12 protein-coding genes and 2 tRNA genes are annotated in these 17,159 nt (G+C 59.5%); all 14 read right to left on the minus strand.

What is annotated here, in order from left to right; all coding sequences use genetic code 11:
* Positions 1-101: 101 nt before the first annotated feature.
* Positions 102-3,524: a DNA polymerase III subunit alpha gene (dnaE, locus tag ABF859_RS01195; RefSeq protein WP_415525343.1), complete on the minus strand. Its 3,423-nt coding sequence runs from the start codon at positions 3,522-3,524 to the stop codon at positions 102-104.
* A 71-nt stretch (positions 3,525-3,595) separates the two neighbouring features.
* The gene (locus ABF859_RS01200) at positions 3,596-4,291 is read right to left on the minus strand and encodes an ABC transporter ATP-binding protein (protein WP_415525345.1); all 696 of its coding nucleotides are present in this window, start codon (positions 4,289-4,291) and stop codon (positions 3,596-3,598) included.
* Entirely contained in the window at positions 4,284-5,534 is a 1,251-nt protein-coding gene (locus ABF859_RS01205; protein ID WP_415525347.1) for a lipoprotein-releasing ABC transporter permease subunit, read from the minus strand. The genes ABF859_RS01200 and ABF859_RS01205 overlap by 8 nt, the downstream gene beginning before the upstream one ends.
* Positions 5,534-6,850, minus strand: a complete 1,317-nt coding sequence (gene proS, locus ABF859_RS01210) for a proline--tRNA ligase (protein WP_415525349.1) — start codon at positions 6,848-6,850, stop codon at positions 5,534-5,536. Before proS ends, ABF859_RS01205 begins: the two co-directional genes overlap by 1 nt.
* Before the next feature lie 11 nt (positions 6,851-6,861).
* Complete coding sequence (locus ABF859_RS01215; RefSeq protein ID WP_415525351.1) at positions 6,862-8,520, minus strand: ribonuclease J; 1,659 nt, start codon at positions 8,518-8,520, stop codon at positions 6,862-6,864.
* Positions 8,521-8,560: 40 nt separating this feature from the next.
* Positions 8,561-9,373, minus strand: coding sequence for a type III pantothenate kinase (locus ABF859_RS01220; RefSeq protein WP_415525353.1), 813 nt, complete (start codon positions 9,371-9,373; stop codon positions 8,561-8,563).
* Between the two features lie 16 nt (positions 9,374-9,389).
* Positions 9,390-10,121 (minus strand): biotin--[acetyl-CoA-carboxylase] ligase, encoded by a 732-nt coding sequence (locus ABF859_RS01225; RefSeq protein ID WP_415525355.1) that lies wholly within the window; start codon positions 10,119-10,121, stop codon positions 9,390-9,392.
* 19 nt (positions 10,122-10,140) lie between these two features.
* A tRNA-Val gene (locus ABF859_RS01230) sits at positions 10,141-10,215 on the minus strand.
* A 75-nt stretch (positions 10,216-10,290) separates the two neighbouring features.
* Positions 10,291-10,575 carry an HU family DNA-binding protein gene (locus ABF859_RS01235; RefSeq protein ID WP_011251684.1) on the minus strand — a complete coding sequence of 95 codons (285 nt, stop codon included), beginning with the start codon at positions 10,573-10,575 and terminating at the stop codon, positions 10,291-10,293.
* A gap of 141 nt (positions 10,576-10,716) precedes the next feature.
* Positions 10,717-13,284 carry an endopeptidase La gene (gene lon, locus ABF859_RS01240; protein ID WP_415525357.1) on the minus strand — a complete coding sequence of 856 codons (2,568 nt, stop codon included), beginning with the start codon at positions 13,282-13,284 and terminating at the stop codon, positions 10,717-10,719.
* A 153-nt stretch (positions 13,285-13,437) separates the two neighbouring features.
* Positions 13,438-14,703 carry an ATP-dependent Clp protease ATP-binding subunit ClpX gene (gene clpX / locus ABF859_RS01245; RefSeq protein WP_415525358.1) on the minus strand — a complete coding sequence of 422 codons (1,266 nt, stop codon included), beginning with the start codon at positions 14,701-14,703 and terminating at the stop codon, positions 13,438-13,440.
* 196 nt (positions 14,704-14,899) lie between these two features.
* Entirely contained in the window at positions 14,900-15,547 is a 648-nt protein-coding gene (locus tag ABF859_RS01250; RefSeq protein WP_415525359.1) for an ATP-dependent Clp protease proteolytic subunit, read from the minus strand.
* A gap of 134 nt (positions 15,548-15,681) precedes the next feature.
* Positions 15,682-17,013 (minus strand): trigger factor, encoded by a 1,332-nt coding sequence (tig, locus tag ABF859_RS01255; RefSeq protein ID WP_415525361.1) that lies wholly within the window; start codon positions 17,011-17,013, stop codon positions 15,682-15,684.
* Positions 17,014-17,072: 59 nt separating this feature from the next.
* A tRNA-Leu gene (locus tag ABF859_RS01260) sits at positions 17,073-17,157 on the minus strand.
* Positions 17,158-17,159: the final 2 nt, after the last annotated feature.

A 17,159-nucleotide genomic window follows, 5' to 3' on the forward strand; every position in this document is an offset into this window, starting at 1 on the left:
TCTCCGAAGAAGAACGGTCGCGATATGGCGGAAAACACCCTGAAACGCAAGACCTGTCAGCGGATTTTCACATTATGCGCGACCAGATCCGTTACCAGCCCTCAGACCTGCTCCGCCTTTTCGACACCCCGCAGGGTTCGCAACCGCTCGGCAAGCCGGGGCGTCACCCGATAAACCCCGGGAATGGAAATCTCCACATCCCGTGTCTCTTCTACCGACGGCAACAGTTTTATCCGCCCGAATCCGCCCTGAACTTCTTCCAGCAGAGCAGACAGATCCGGCAGAAGCGCATCCTCCTTCAGCCAGACCCGGAGTTCCGAACGCTCGGCAGCGGCCGCGACCTCCAGATCCATGACACTCTGCGCCGTAATCCGCAGCGCATCCCCGTCCACCTTGAGTTCCGCATTCACCAGGATGGCCTGTCCTGCCACCAGCAGGTCCCGGCAGGATGTCAGCGTCTCAGAAAACAGTGTAACCTCACATCCGCCACCACTATCCGACAGATTGACCCAGGCCATCTTCTTGCCCGTCCGGGTCGGACGCTCTTTCCGATCCACGACACAGCCTGCGATCTTGACGCGGGTTGTCCCTGTTTTTGCAGCATTTTCAAGCGCGTTGGACGGCGTGACACCCAGCCGTCGCAATACACTCCGATAAGCGTCCAGCGGATGCGCACTCATATGGAACCCGATGGCGGACGCTTCCAGCGAAAGCCGCTCGAAATCCGGCCAGGGACGCCCCTCGTTCAACCGCAGGATCTCGCGTTCCTGTCCCACGCCTCCAAACAAGCCAGCCTGACCCATCTGCTGTTCCTGCGCCCGTGCCTGCGCGCGGCGCAACAGGATATCGGCGCTTGAGAAAACGATATGTCGTTCCTTGAGGAGACTGTCGAAAGCTCCTGCTTTTGCAAGACTTTCAAGCTGGATCTTGTTCAGGCTCTTCGGATCACACCGTTCAGCAAAATCCGTCAGATCCTGAAACGGGCGATCTCCGCGCGATGCGACAACACTCTCCATCGCCGCAGCGCCCACGCGCTTGATGGCCGAAAGCGCATAGCGGATCCCCTGACGCCCATCCTCCAGCGTCTCAATAGAAAAATCTGCCATAGATCTATTGATATCAACAGGTAACACGGAAATCTTCATACGACGCGCTTCCTGGCACAGAGCCGCCAGCTTGTCCGTCTTTTCCCGGGCCAGAGACATGCAACCGGCGAGGAAGGCCACCGGATGGTTCGCCTTCATCCATGCAGTCTGATAGGACACCAGCGCATAGGCAGCAGCATGCGACTTGTTAAAGCCGTAATCCGCAAAACGAGCCATAAGATCAAAGACTTCAACCGCTTTTTCCTGCGGGATACCGCGCGCCGTCGCCCCTTCGGTAAAGATCGCGCGCTGCTTCTCCATTTCAGCGGCAATCTTCTTGCCCATTGCACGCCGCAGCAGATCCGCGCCACCCAGACTGTAGCCCGCCATCTTCTGGGCAATCTGCATGACCTGTTCCTGATAGACCATGATGCCGTAGGTCTCTTCAAGAATATCGCGGATTTCCTCGTGCGGTGGCTCCCAGGGCTCGCCATGCTTGCGCCGGCAGTAATCCGGAATATTCGCCATCGGCCCCGGGCGATACAGCGACACACCCGCAATCAGATCCTCAAGGCGACTGGCTGCCATCTGCTTGAGCATGTCCCGCATGCCTGCACCTTCGAACTGGAACACACCGGCGGTATCGCCCTTGGCCAGCATCTCGAACGTCTTTTCATCGTCCAGAGGTATACGTGAGAGATCGACTGTAATTCCTTGTTCTTTAAGGAAATCCAGACCACGCTTGAGAATGGTGAGCGTCGTCAGGCCAAGAAAGTCGAACTTCACCAGCCCGGCCTGTTCGACATATTTCATGTTGTACTGCGTGACGAGCATGTCGCTCTTCGGATCGCGATACAGCGGCACCAGTTCCACCAGTTCGCGATCACCGATCACCACACCCGCGGCATGAGTGGAGGCGTGACGGTACAGGCCTTCGAGCTGCAACGCGATTTCCATGAGTCGCTTGAGCGACTCATCACTGTCCCGCATTTCCTGAAGCCGCGGCTCACCATCAATCGCGTCAGACAGCGAGACGGGTTTTGCGGGATTGTTCGGGATCAGTTCGGCAACGCGGTTGACCATGCCATAAGGCAGCCCCAGCACACGCCCGACATCACGTACAGCAGCCTTGGCCTGGAGCTTTCCGAAGGTGATGATCTGCGCTACCCGGCTCCCGCCGTACTCTTCGCGCACGTACCGGATCACCTCATCGCGACGGTCCTGACAGAAATCGATATCGAAATCCGGCATGGACACACGCTCGGGATTCAGGAATCGCTCGAACAGAAGTCCGAACGGGATGGGATCAATGTCCGTAATCGTCAGGGCATAGGCCACCAGAGATCCTGCGCCTGACCCACGCCCCGGCCCGACCGGAATGTCATGCGCCTTTGCCCACTGGATGAAGTCGGCAACGATCAGGAAATAGCCCGGGAAACCCATCCGCGCGATGATGTCGAGTTCGACCTGCAGGCGCTCGGAATACAGCGTCCGCTTTTCCTCATCCGCATTCATCGCCTCAAGACGTTTTTCCAGCCCTTCCCAGGCCATCGCCCGAAGGGTCTCTTCCTCCGTCGAACCTTCCCGGACCTTGGGGCAGATCGGCAGGAGTGGTTTGCGTGTGCAGGCTGCCACGGCACATTTCTGCGCGATGATCAGCGTATTGTCACAGGCTTCCGGCAGATCATGAAAAACGGCCCGCATCTCGGCCGGTGTCTTGAACCAGGCCTGCGGCGATACATGCCAGCGATCCTCTTCCGCAATGGTCCGGCCCTGCGCGATACACAGCAGTGCATCATGGGCTTCATGCATTTCCGGCTTTGGAAAGAAGCACTCATTGGTTGCCACCAGCGGAATGTCCATCTGATCCGCCATCGGGACCAGAATGCTTTCAACCTCCCGCTCCCCGGCCTCGCCCAGCCGGTTCAGTTCAACCGCAATGTTCCCCCGGAATGCCTCTTCCAGCCGCGTCAGCAGCGCCTGCGCCTCAGCCTTCTGTTCTTCAAGGATCAATTTATTGATCGGCCCGCGATTGCCTCCCGTCAGCAGAAACAGTCCTGCCGCATGCTGACACAGAAAATCGACCGCTATGGAAGGATCGGCCGGATCGCCATTCAGAAATCCCTCGGATGACAGGATCTGAAGATTGGCCAAGCCTTCCTCGTTTCGCGCCAGAATCACCAGAGGCTCGGACATCGCACCCGGCTTTGTCGAACGCGGCGGCAGGGAAATCTGACAGCCCACGATGGGCTGCACGCCATTATTGCGACAGTAAAGCGAGAACTCGAGCGCACCGAAAAGATTGCCGCTATCCGTCAGCGCAACGGCTGGCATCCCGTTCTTGGCCGCCAGACTGACAAGCTCCGGAATCCGGATTGCCCCCTGGCTCAGGGAGTAGGCAGAATGATTTCTGAGATGAACAAAATCGGCATGTGACATACCCCTATTCTATCAGGGACACGCATCCGATGCAGAGTATTTTGATACCCCCCCTGCTCCGATTCATCCCCTCAGAACGGCACCAGCTTCCCATCCCGCAATGTTACGGTCCGGTCCATGCGGGAGGCCAGTTCATCATTATGCGTGGCAATCAGCGCTGCCGCGCCCTCTTCCCGCACGACGCGCAGAAGCTCGCCAAACACATGATCCGCCGTTCCGATATCCAGATTGCCTGTCGGCTCGTCTGCAAGAAGCAGCTTTGGCTGATTGGCGAGTGCCCTCGCAATCGCCGTCCGCTGCTGCTCGCCACCCGACAGGCGCCCTGGCAGCGAATCAAGGCGGTGTGACAGGCCGAAGCGTCCGAGCAGATCCCGTGCGCGCTCCCGCGCCTTGCGTGGCGCCACGCCAGCGATGAGCTGAGGCAGCATGACGTTTTCGCACGCCGTGAACTCACCCAGCAGATGATGAAACTGGTACACGAATCCGATCTGATCGCGCCGGATTGCCGTCCGGATGGTGTCGCTCAAGCCGCTGGCCGGGCGATCCGCTACAAAGACGGTGCCTTCCGAAGGCGCTTCCAGCAGGCCCGCCAGATGCAGAAGCGTGGATTTCCCGGTTCCACTCGGCGCCACCAGCGCGACAATTTCCCCGCCCCGAAGCTCAAACTCCGCACCACTCAGGATTTCCAGCGTCTCTTCGCCCGACCGAAAACGCCGTGTCAGCCCTTCAAGGCGCAGGGCGCTCGCACCTGTTGACACTTCACTCATGACGCAGCGCCTCGATTGGATCAGTTCTGGCCGCCCGCCAGGACGGATACAGCGTCGCCAGAAGCGACAGGATCAGCGACATCCCGATCACTTCCCACACCTGCGACCAGACCAGCTTCGCCGGCAGCCGCTCCAGAAAATAGACTTCCGGATTGAACAGGTTCGTCCCCGTGAGCGACTGCAGCCACTGGCGGATCCGCTCGATGTTCAGGGCAAACGCAATCCCCAGCGCCGCGCCCGCCACAGTCCCGACAACCCCGACCGAGGCACCGCACATGAGGAAAATCCGCATGATCGCCCCCCGGCTCGCGCCCAGCGTCCGCAACACGGCGATGTCACGTGTCTTGTCCTTCACCATCATGATGAGCGACGAAATCACGTTGAACGCCGCCACAAGAATGATCAGCGTCAGGATCAGGAACATGACGTTCTGCTCAACCGTCACAGCATCCAGAAAACCGTTCGCGCTCTGCGTCCAGTCCAGCACCCGCAGACGTGGATCTTCCAGACGTGCGGCAATCGCCTTGCGTGTTGGCTGCACATTGGACGGGTCGACCGTCGAAACCTGAATGAGCGAAACAGCGGACGTCCCGAGCATCAGAAATTTCTGCGCTGCAGGCAGCGGCATCAGGACAATGCTGGAATTGTAGTCGTTCCAGTTGGCATCAAAAATGATCGCGACATGATAGGTTTTCACTCGCGGCATCGTTCCGAACGGCGTGGCCTGCCCGTCCGGAGACAGCAGCGTGATCGGAGAGCCGATCGTCAGCCCGGCCCGGTCTGCCATCGTCGTCCCGATGGCAACTGCATTATCACCGGTAAAGTCATTCAGACTTCCCGCGATGATTCCACTGCTAAGCGCCGTCCAGTCCCGGAGCGACTGCTGAGACACGCCCTGCATTTCTGCACCAGACGAAAAACGCCCTGCCTCCACCAGCACAGTGCCCTGCGCCATGGGAATGACGGACCGCACGCCCGGAACCTGCCGGATCGCCGCGACGTCGTTTTCGTAAGCCTCAATGGGACGCCCGTAGCCATATACGGTCAGATCACCGTGCAGCCCCAGGATCCGCCCCATCAGATCGGCCTTGAACCCGTTCATCACCGACATGACGATGATGAGCGTCGCCACTCCAAGCGCAATCCCGATCAGGGAAAAAATGGCAATGATCGAGGCGAAACGTTCGCCACGGCGGGCGCGGAGATACCGTCCCGCCACCATGCGCTCGAAGCGGCCGAACATCAGGCTGCTCCGATTTTCGCCAGAGCTTCCTCGACCGACAGCTCGAACCGCTCGCCCGTGGCGCGCTGCTTGAGCTCGACCTTGCCTTCCTTGGCGCCACGGGGTCCAACGATGATCTGCCAGGGATGCCCCATCAGATCCGCATCGTTGAACTTCACGCCGGCACGCTCGGCACGGTCATCATACAGCAGGTTCTCGGGATCGGTGCCGTAGATGCGGTCACAGATCGCATCACAGGCTTCATCACCCTGACGCAGGTTCAGGATCGCGGCGCGATAGGGCGCGACCGATGCAGGCCAAATAATACCTGCGTCATCGTGCGACGCCTCAATGATCGCACCGACCAGACGCGACACGCCAACGCCATAAGACCCCATGTGCGGATGGAACGGCGCACCGTCCGGACCACTCACTTCAATCCCCATGGACGCCGTGTATTTCGTCCCGAAATAGAAGATGTGGCCGACCTCAATGCCACGGCCTTCGCGCTTGCGCTCGTCCGGGACCTTGGCCCATTCAGCCTCGTCGTGCTTTTCGTCCGTCGCCGCATAATGATCGGTTACGGTTGAGAAGAACGTGGCGAGGCTTTCAGCGTCGTCACAATCGACCGGGCGGCTCAGCCAGTCCTGCTCTTCAAGTGCGGCATCGAAGAACACGCCGCTTTCACCCGTGGGGGCCAGAACCAGGAACTCGTGGCTCAGATCTCCGCCAATCGGCCCGGTATCGGCCACCATGGGCACAGCCCGCACGCCCAGACGCTGGAAAATACGCAGATAGGACAGCATCATCCGGCGATAGCTGGCGACGGCACCTTCATAGGACGCATCGAAAGAGTAAGCGTCCTTCATCAGGAACTCACGTCCACGCATCACACCGAAACGGGGGCGAACCTCGTCACGGAACTTCCACTGGATGTGATAGAGCGCCTTGGGCAGCTCCTTGTAGGACTTCACGGACGATCCGAAGATATCCGTGATCATTTCCTCGTTCGTCGGCCCGTACAGCAGGTCGCGGCCATGCCGGTCCTGAATCCGCAGCATTTCCGGACCGTAGGCATCATAGCGCCCCGACCGGCGCCACAATTCGGCCGACTGAAGCGTCGGCATCAGGACTTCCTGCGCCCCGATGGCGTCCTGTTCTTCGCGCACGATCTGCTCGATATTGCGCAGAACCCGCAGCCCGGCCGGCAGCCAGGCATAGATGCCCGAAGCGGTCTGGCGCACAAGGCCAGCCCGCAGCATCAGGCGATGAGACGCAATCTGCGCCTCGGCCGGAACTTCCTTCAGCGTCGGCTGGAAGGCTTTCGTCAAACGCATATGTATTTCTCTCAGACGCGCAGCAGATGGACATCAACGAGCGGACGCTTCTGAAGCTTGCGCCCCAGAGCACGGCGCAGGGCCGTCTTGGCCGCATCACGGAAAGCCGCATCGTCCTGACGCAGTTCATCCGGAATCTGGTCGATGGAGTCCGCAAATTCTTCCTGGATCCGGATGCTTTCGGGATCGTCAGATTCGAGCAGACCCGGCGCGCTGATCTTCGGCTCGCCGATGACATAGCCTTCGTCATCAACCGCGAAGCTTGCCAGCACGATGCCGTTGAACAGCATCTTGCGACGGGCTGCGAGAACACCGCCCGTCATTGGCAGCAGACGGCCACCATCCAGTGCAAGACGCCCAGTCGGCGCCGTATCCACGACCTTCACTTCACCCGGGGACAGGTTCAGGATATCGCCGTCTTCCAGCAGGATCGGGTCAGCCCCCATCTCATGAGCCAGCGCAGCATGCGCCGTCAGGTGACGCCATTCGCCATGGGTCGGGATGCTGTATTTCGGCCGGACGACCCGGTACAGCGTGCGAATATCCTCGCTTGTGGCATGACCGGACGTGTGGACCTTCGCATCCTTGTCCGTCAGGACAGTCACGCCGCGACGCGACAGATTGTCCTGCACGGCCATGACGGCCTGTTCATTGCCGGGGATCATCCGCGAACTGTAGATCACGGTATCCCCCTCACCGAGGGCGATGTTCGGATGCGTGTCCGAAGCAATGCGCGACAGCGCCGAACGCGGCTCGCCCTGGCTGCCGGTGATGATCATCAGCAGGCTGTCATCGTCCACGTCCCGCGCATCCTGCTCGGTCAGGAACGGCGGCAGGTCCTTGAAATAGCCGCACTCACGCGCCGCCGTCTCAAGATTACGCAGCGAACGCCCGACGATCATGACCACACGGCCGGAAGCCTGGGCCGCCTTGGCGATGCTCTCGACGCGCGCCACGTTACTGGCAAAGCACGTCACGGCAATCCGGCCTTCCAGCCCCGCGATCAGTTCCGTCAGACCCTTGCGCACATCGGCTTCGGACTCCGACTTGCCCGGCTTGAGCACATTCGTGCTGTCGCCGACCATGGCAAGCACGCCCTCGTCGCCCAGCTTGCCGAACGTCTCCAGATCCGTCACCGGACCCACCAGCGGATTCTCGTCCAGCTTCCAGTCACCTGTATGAACGATCAGACCATGCGGCGTCCGCAGTGCCACGGCCTGCGCCTCGGCCACGGAATGCGTCACGGACACGAACTGCAGATCGAACGGCCCCACGTCAAAGCGCGAGCCCGGACGGATGACATGGATCTTCACCTGATTGTTCAGGTGTGCTTCCTGCAACTTGCGTCGCAGAACGGCAGCCGCGAACGGCGTAGCGTAGACCGGGCAGCGCAGATACGGCCACAGATGCGCAACCGCACCCAGATGATCCTCATGCGCATGCGTGATCACCAGACCGCAGAGATCCTTCGCACGGTCGGCGATAAAGGTCGGGTCCGGCATCAGAACTTCGGCTTCAGGCGTATCGTTACCCGAGAACCCGATGCCGCAGTCGATGGCAAGCCAGGTATCGTGACCGTTCTTCGTCAGACAGTAGAGATTGAAATTCATGCCGATCTCGCCCGTCCCGCCCAAGGGCAGGAAAGACAGACCGTCCGGTTTTTCTGTCATGATTGTTCCTTGCAGATATGACACATAATCAGAGTGATATTCATTGCCCGACGCCCTGTGAGCGTTCGGGGGAATAGGAAAGCGGCGGACCCGTATTGCGGTCCGCCAGAAGGCGCAGGCCATCCAGCGTCAGATCGGGCGCCAGCACATCAAAAAGCGGCGTTCCCTCAGAAAATAGCGGGGCCAGACCACCCGTTGCGATGACGGTCGGCTTTGCGTCCATTTCATCGGAAATGCGGCGGATCAGCCCCTCGACGAGCCCGACATACCCCCAGAACAGCCCCGAACGCATCGCCACGCTCGTATTGCGGCCAATCGCCGTGATGGGACGACCGATGCTCATCCGCGGCAGGCGCGCGGCCGCACGATGCAGCGCATCAATCGACAGGTTCACACCCGGAGCAATCGCCCCCCCACAGAATTGCCCCGCACTGTTCACGACATCGAAAGTCGTCGCGGTTCCAAAATCGACAACGATCAGGGGCGTTCCGTACAGTTCGCGTCCCGCCAGACCATTCAGGCGCCTGTCCGCCCCAAGCTCATCCGGGTTATCCACCAGAACGTCGATGCCCCAGTCCAGCCTTGCATTGGCGACAAGAGGCACGACATCCAGCCATTCACGACAGAAACGGCGCAATTCATAGAGCGCCACAGGCACAACAGTCCCGATAATGGCGCGCGTGACACCTTCCGTGTCCAGACCCAGCCTGTCAAACAGCGTCAGAAGCCAGGCCGCATATTCGTCCGCCGTCCGTGCTTCATTCGTCGATATTCGCCACTGTCCCAGCCACGACTCTCCATCGTGTACAGCAAACACGATGTTGGTGTTTCCGGCATCAATGACGAGAAGCACGTTGCGGTCCGGTCCTTCAGTCCAGCAGGATATCGCCGGTTACAACCGGAATGGTTTCACCGTTGGGCAAGGCAAGCAGCAGGCGTCCCTGCGCATCAAGCCCTGAAAACGAACCTGTAATATAGGTTTCACGCCCCTGAACCGCAAGCGGAGACCCGACCGGATGTGCCCGCGCAAGCCATGCGGCCCTGACAGGCGCAAATCCTTCCTGCTCCCGAATGGCATTCCACCGACCGATCTGCAGCACAAGCGCCTTCCCGAAAGCCTCCGCAGAGGGCGCAACAGTTTTTTCGGAAAGCGCCGCAAGCCGACGGCCCGGGATCTCTGGCGCCTGCCTCAGATTGGCGCCAATTCCAACGACAACCCACGGGTTATTCTGCGGGCCGCCCGTCTCGATCAGCACGCCCGCCATCTTGCGGCCATCCAGCAGCAGATCGTTCGGCCACTTCACCATGAAAGGTGATGGACCCGTTGCCGTCGGACAGAAATGAATTGCGGTCTCAAACAGGGAGATTGCGACAACAAATGGCAGGGCAGCAATAAACGCTGTCGGATTGGCCGGGCGGAAGAGCAGCGAGATCGCAAGATTGCCCCCCGGATCAGTCCAGCTCCGTCCGCGCGTGCCGCGCCCTGATGTCTGGGAAAAGGCCTGAATGGCCAGATGTTCGGGTTCACCTGCTTCGGCTCTGGCCTTGCACAGATCAGAAGTGGACCCGAGCGTTTCATGATATTCGAAACGCCAGCTCATGGCTGCATGGTGTTCTTCATGGTGGGCGATGACGGGATTGAACCGCCGACCCTCTCGGTGTAAACGAGACGCTCTACCGCTGAGCTAATCGCCCTCAGACTGTGTGTGCGGTCTATATACACGGTTTCGGATAGCGGTAAAGCCACCCGAAACCGTTTTGTGAGCTTTCTCAGCTCACGGCGTCCTTCAGACCCTTGCCCGGCTTGAAGCGGACCGAGGTGGAAGCCGGAATATCGATCTCTTCGCCCGTACGCGGGTTGCGGCCCTTGGCAGCCTTACGCGTTGCGGTCACGAAGCTGCCGAAACCGACGAGACGGACTTCCTGCTTCTTGGCAAGCGTCGCTTCGATCGTGCTGAACACCGCATCGACAACTTCGCTGGCCTTGGCCTTCGGAAGATCGGCAGCGTCTGCAACGGCGGCGATCAGTTCCTGCTTGTTGAGGGGCTTCTCCATGATGTGCCTTTCTGGTGTTAGAGCGCCTGAGCCGGGCTCTGATGAGTCCCTTCTGGCTCAGGCGCCTTGTTCGATCTGCGGCCGCACTATGAAGCGGATTTTGCCCGCGTCAACTGCTAGAATCGCAGAAGCTCGTCCGTGTTAGTGCGGAAGTGCCTGCGGAGCCGCTTTATCCACCGTTATTTCACTGATCGGATCAACATTTTCATCCCATTCAATGGCTTCCGGCATACGAGTCAGTGCAATCTTGAGCACTTCATCCACATGGCTCACGGGAATGATCTTGAGCGCGTGCCGGACATTATCCGGAACCTCCGCCAGATCCTTCTCATTGTCCTTGGGAATCAGGACCGTCTTGATCCCGGCCCGCAGAGCCGCCAGCAGCTTCTCCTTGAGCCCCCCGATCTCCAGGACACGGCCCCGCAGGGTGATCTCACCCGTCATGGCCACATCCTTGCGGATGGGGATCTGCGTCATGATGCTCACCAGCGATGTCGCAAGCGCAATACCGGCTGAAGGACCATCCTTCGGCGTCGCGCCCTCGGGAAGATGGATATGGATATCCCGCTTCTCGAACAGCGGTGGCCGGATCCCGAAATCCTGAGCCCGCGAACGGACATAGGACAGCGCGGCCGAGATGCTTTCCTGCATGACTTCCCCGAGCTTGCCGGTCTGCTTGACCTGCCCCTTGCCCGGAACCATCACGCTCTCGATCGTCAGGATTTCGCCACCGACCTGTGTCCAGGCAAGTCCCGTCACGACGCCAACCATGTCTTCCGTCTCGGTCTCGCCATGACGGAAACGACGCACGCCCGCATATTTCTCAAGGTTTTCCGGCGTGATCTCGACATGCTTGACGCCCGTCGTGATGATTTCCTTGACTGTCTTGCGTGCGAGCTTGGCCAGTTCGCGCTCAAGGTTCCGAACGCCGGCCTCGCGGGTGTAAGAGCGGATCAGTTCGCGGATCGTATCATCCGTGACAGTCCATTCCTCTGGCTTCAGGTTATGCGCCTCGGCCTGCTTGCCCAGAAGATGACGGCGCGCGATCTGCACCTTTTCATCTTCCGTGTAGCCGGACAGGTTGATGATCTCCATGCGGTCCAACAGCGGCTGAGGCATGTTCAGGCTGTTGGCGGTCGTGACGAACATCACGTCCGACAGATCGTAATCCACTTCCAGATAATGATCGGCGAACGTGGCGTTCTGTTCCGGGTCCAGCACTTCCAGCAGCGCGGAAGACGGATCGCCCCGCCAGTCGGCCCCCAGCTTGTCAATCTCATCGAGCAGGAACAGCGGATTGGACGTCCGCGCCTTCTTCATGCCCTGGATGATCTTACCCGGCATGGAGCCGATATAGGTCCGCCGATGCCCCCGGATTTCGGACTCATCGCGCACGCCACCCAGTGACATGCGGATGTAGTTCCGCCCCGTCGCCTTGGCGATGGACCGTGCCAGAGAGGTCTTGCCAACACCCGGAGGCCCGACCAGGCAAAGGATCGGCCCCTTGAGCTTCTGCGAGCGCGTCTGCACCGCCAGATACTCGAGGATGCGCTCCTTGACCTTTTCCAGACCGTAGTGCTCGGCCTCAAGCACGTCTTCGGCGTGCTTGAACTCGCGCGTGATCTTCGAACGTTTTTTCCAGGGAATACCCAGCAGCCAGTCGAGATAATTGCGCACAACCGTGCTTTCGGCCGACATCGGGCTCATGCCCCGCAGCTTCTTCAGCTCGGCATGGGCCTTTTCCTTGGCCTCACGGCTCAGACGGGTCTTGTTGATTTTTTCTTCAAGCTCGGCATTTTCGTCCTTGCCGTCCTCACCCTCGCCGAGTTCCTTCTGGATCGCCTTGAGCTGCTCGTTCAGGTAATACTCGCGCTGCGTTTTCTCCATCTGCCGCTTCACGCGGTTACGGATGCGCTTCTCGACCTGCAGAACGCCGATTTCCGTCTCGATATGCGCGAAAACCTGCTCCAGACGACGTGCAGCCGAAGCGGTCTCAAGAATTTCCTGCTTTTCGGAAATTTTGAGATTCAGATGGCTGGCAATCGTATCCGCAAGCTTGGAAATATCCTCGATCTGGTTGATCGAGACCATCACCTCAGGGGGGATCTTCTTGTTGAGCTTGATGTACTGCTCGAACTGAGAAACCGTCGAACGGCTGAGCGCCTCGATCTCGCTTCCCGGAGCCGCATCAACGGGCTCTTCTGGGATTTCCTCGATCTCAGCCTCGAAATGTCCATCAACATCGAACAGACGCGTGATATGCACACGCCGCGTTCCCTCGACCAGAACCTTCACGGTCCCGTCAGGGAGCTTCAGCAACTGCAGGATCGTCGAGACCGTACCGTACCGGTAGATGTCATCGACCGAAGGGTCGTCCAGCGAGACGTCCTTCTGCGCGACAAGCAGGATCTGCTTGCTTTCGCGCGTCACGGTCTCCAGCGCCTTCACAGACTTCTCGCGCCCGACGAAGAGCGGCACAATCATATGCGGGAATACGACAATATTCCGCAGCGGAAGCACCGCCATCACGTCATGGCGCACAGGCTCCTGCACCACCGGCACATCCGCCTCGGGCTTGGCTTTACGCGTCGTAGCCCGGGGCTTGCGCGCCACTTTCTTCGGCGCAGCGGCAGCCTTTTCGGAAACGACGGCTACATCATCCGTCTTCTTCGTGCGGCGGCGGGTTTTCGGCTTGGTATCGTCAGTCATTCACTTGATCTCCAGAGGGACGATCTTGCGATACCGACCTGCCTTGCAGCGCCGGCATCGCATTACTTTCATGCTTGAACGGCATGAATTCGGACAACCTCAGTCAGTTATGTCGAAACCCGAGAGGTCCTGTGCAAGAGCCAGCCGCCTTTTTCACGCAGACTGTTCAGCGGGTTCGGATTTGCCTTTTCCGTAGACATAGACCGGCTGGGCCTTGTTCTCGGCCACGTCCTTGTTGATGACGACTTCCTCGACACCTTCAAGGCCCGGCAGATCGAACATCGTTCCCAGGAGGATGTTTTCCATGATCGAGCGCAGACCGCGCGCACCGGTCTTGCGCTCGATGGCACGCTTGGCAATGGCCGCCAACGCATCTTCGGTAAAGGTCAGCTTGACGCCTTCCATTTCGAAAAGACGGCCATACTGCTTGATCAGGGCATTCTTGGGCTTGCTCAGGATCTGGATCAGGGCTGCTTCATCCAGATCGTTCAGGGCCGCGATGACCGGCAGACGCCCGATGAATTCCGGGATGAGACCGAATTTCAGCAGATCTTCCGGCTCGACACTCTGGAGGATCGCACCGAGACGCCGTTCATCATCAGAGCGGACATCCGCGCCGAAACCGATGCCGGAGCCCTTGCCACGGGCAGAGATGATCTTGTCCAGACCAGCGAAGGCACCACCGCAGATGAAGAGCATGTTGGTCGTATCGACCTGCAGGAACTCCTGCTGCGGATGTTTGCGGCCACCCTGCGGGGGCACGGAGGCCACGGTACCTTCCATGAGCTTCAGAAGGGCCTGCTGCACGCCTTCGCCCGAGACATCACGCGTGATGGACGGGTTGTCGGACTTGCGGGAAATCTTGTCGATCTCGTCAATATAGACGATCCCGCGCTGGGCCCGGTCCACGTTGTAGTCCGCAGACTGAAGCAGCTTAAGAATGATGTTTTCCACGTCCTCACCGACATAGCCGGCCTCGGTCAGGGTCGTGGCGTCCGCCATCGTGAAGGGAACATCGAGAATGCGCGCCAGTGTCTGAGCCAGCAGGGTCTTGCCCGAGCCGGTTGGACCGATCAGCAGGATATTGGACTTCGCGATCTCGATGTCATTGCTCTTGGTGGCATGGGCGAGGCGCTTGTAGTGGTTGTGAACCGCCACGGAGAGCGCACGCTTGGCCTCGAACTGACCGATCACGTAATCGTCAAGAACCTTGCAGATTTCCTTGGGAGTCGGAACACCGTCACGGGACTTCACGAGATGGGTCTTATGCTCTTCACGGATGATGTCCATGCAGAGCTCGACGCACTCATCGCAAATGAAAACCGTGGGGCCAGCGATCAGCTTGCGGACTTCGTGCTGGGATTTCCCACAGAACGAGCAATACAGGGTGTTTTTGGAATCGCCGGTTTTGTTGCTCATCACTGTTCCCTTTCCCTTGCGCACGACCTGACCACATTCACGCAGCAGACATGCGAAAGAACTTTAACTTTAGGCCGAGGTCGAAGCCTTCGGCAAGCCCGGAGCCAAAATGCCCCAAGACACGAAAAGCGGCATATCGGTATGCCGCTTTTCCGTTCCAAGGGGAGCGCCGGGCTCCCCTGCCCCGAAAGACGCCTCAGCTCGGATCGGGTGTGGTCTCGTGCGGATTACGCTCGACAACCTTGTCGATAAGACCGAATTCACGGGCTTCGCCAGCAGAGAGGTAGCTGTCACGCTCGAGCTTCTGCTCGATCTGCTCCAGCGTCTGGCCGGTATGTTCGCGATAGATCTCATTCAGCCGCTGACGGATGATCAGGATTTCGCGGGCCTGGATCTCGATGTCCGAAGCCTGTCCCTGTGCACCACCAGAGGGCTGGTGAACCATCACGCGGGCATTCGGAAGGGCATAACGATGCCCCTTCTCGCCACCGGCCAGAAGCAGGGAGCCCATGGATGCCGCCTGACCGATGCAGACCGTGCTGACAGGGCAGCGGATGTACTGCATGGTGTCATAGATCGCGAGACCAGCGGAAACGACACCGCCCGGGCTGTTGATATAGAACGAGATTTCCTTGGTGGGATTCACGCTCTCCAGATAGAGAAGCTGCGCGCAGATCAGGGACGAGACCTGATCGTAGACGGGTCCGGTCAGGAAAATGATGCGCTCCTGAAGGAGACGCGAAAAGATGTCGAAAGAGCGCTCTCCGCGGGCAGTCTGCTCGACCACCATCGGCACCAGAGAGTTGCTGAACACCTCGAGGGGATCACGATCCCGAATGGCCATGCTGTCTGTTCCTCAATGCCCGATGGGCTTTCTTCTGATCCCTAACATGGACCCGGCATGCCGTTCCGTCAAAGGGAGCAGGCAGGAAAAAACGGGCACCCCGAAGAGTGCCCGCTGGTTCCCGCGCCGAAAGATCAGAGTTCGGCAGGCGGGATTTCTGCCAGTTCTTCCGGCGTCACTTCCTTGTCGGTGACATCGGCCAACTCGATCAGGTAATCGACGACCTTGTTTTCCAGGATGGGGCCACGGAGCCCTTCAACGGCCTGCGGGTTCTTGGAGAAGAACTCGAAAACCATCTGTTCCTGCCCCGGGTAACGCTGGGCTTCCTGCTGCATCGCACCAAGGAGTTCTTCACGAGAGACCTGGATTTCCTGCTTGCGGCCGATTTCAGCCAGCAGCAGACCCAGCTTCACGCGACGCTCTGCGATGCGACGGTAATCAGCATTGAGGGTCTCTTCGTCCTTGCCGGCATCTTCCTCGTCCAGACGACCAGCCTTGCGGTCTTCTTCGACGCGGGCCCAGATCTGGTTGAACTCGGCATCAACCATGCTGGACGGAGCTTCGAAGTCCGTCTTCTCGGACAGGGCGTCCAGCAGGTCACGCTTGATGCGCAGACGCGAAAGCTGCTGGTATTCACCCTCAGCCTGCTCGGTGATGATCTTGCGGATCTGCTCGAGGTTCTCGAAACCGATCGTCTTGGCCAGTTCGTCGTCGATGGCCGGATCAACGGCCTTCTTCAGGGACTTTGCCTTGACGTCGAAGGTCACGGCCTTTCCGGCCAGTTCGACAGCCTGATAATCGGCCGGGAACGTCACGTTGATGACGCGCTCTTCGCCAGCCTTCATGCCTTGCATCTGCTCGGCGAAACCGGGGATGAAGCCTTCCCCGCCGATTTCGACGTTCACATCATCAGCCGTGCCGCCGTCGAACGGCGTGCCGTCCAGCTTGCCCACGAAATCGACGCACAGGATATCGCCCTGGGCGGCCGGACGGTCTTCCTCGATCGTCTCGAACTTGCGGCTGCGACGGGCAACGTCGTTCAGGGCCTTGTCGACGGTCTCTTCGCCAACCTTGGCGCCAAGGCGCGTCAGCTTCAGGCCGGACAGATCGGGGACTTCGATTTCGGGAAGAACTTCGGTCTCAACCTTGAATTCGAGATCCTTGCCGTCTTCGATGGCGGAAACCACTTCGACCTTCGGCTGCATGGCCGGGCGGATCTTCTGTTCTTCGAACAGCTTGGCGGTGGCGTCATTGACGGCTTCCTCAAGCAGTTCCGCGTTCACGGACTCGCCGTAACGCTGCTTGACGAGGGTTGCCGGCACCTTGCCCGGACGGAAGCCAGGAAGCTTGATCGTCTTGGCGACTTCGGCGAGTCGTGCATCGCGACGGGCCTGCAGGTCGGCAGACGGGACAACGACGGTGAAGGCGCGCTTAAGTCCTTCGTTGAGCGTGGGCGTAACCTGCATGAGCCAGGCGATCCTCTCGGTCGGTAGGTTAGTCAAATCTCTTTCTCGGGAAGCCGGGTTGGTGCGGGCGGAGGGACTTGAACCCCCACGACTTGCGCCACCAGAACCTAAATCTGGCGTGTCTACCAATTTCACCACGCCCGCAG

Origin of the sequence: Gluconobacter sp. (genome assembly GCF_047722525.1) — a bacterium.
GTDB lineage: Bacteria > Pseudomonadota > Alphaproteobacteria > Acetobacterales > Acetobacteraceae > Gluconobacter.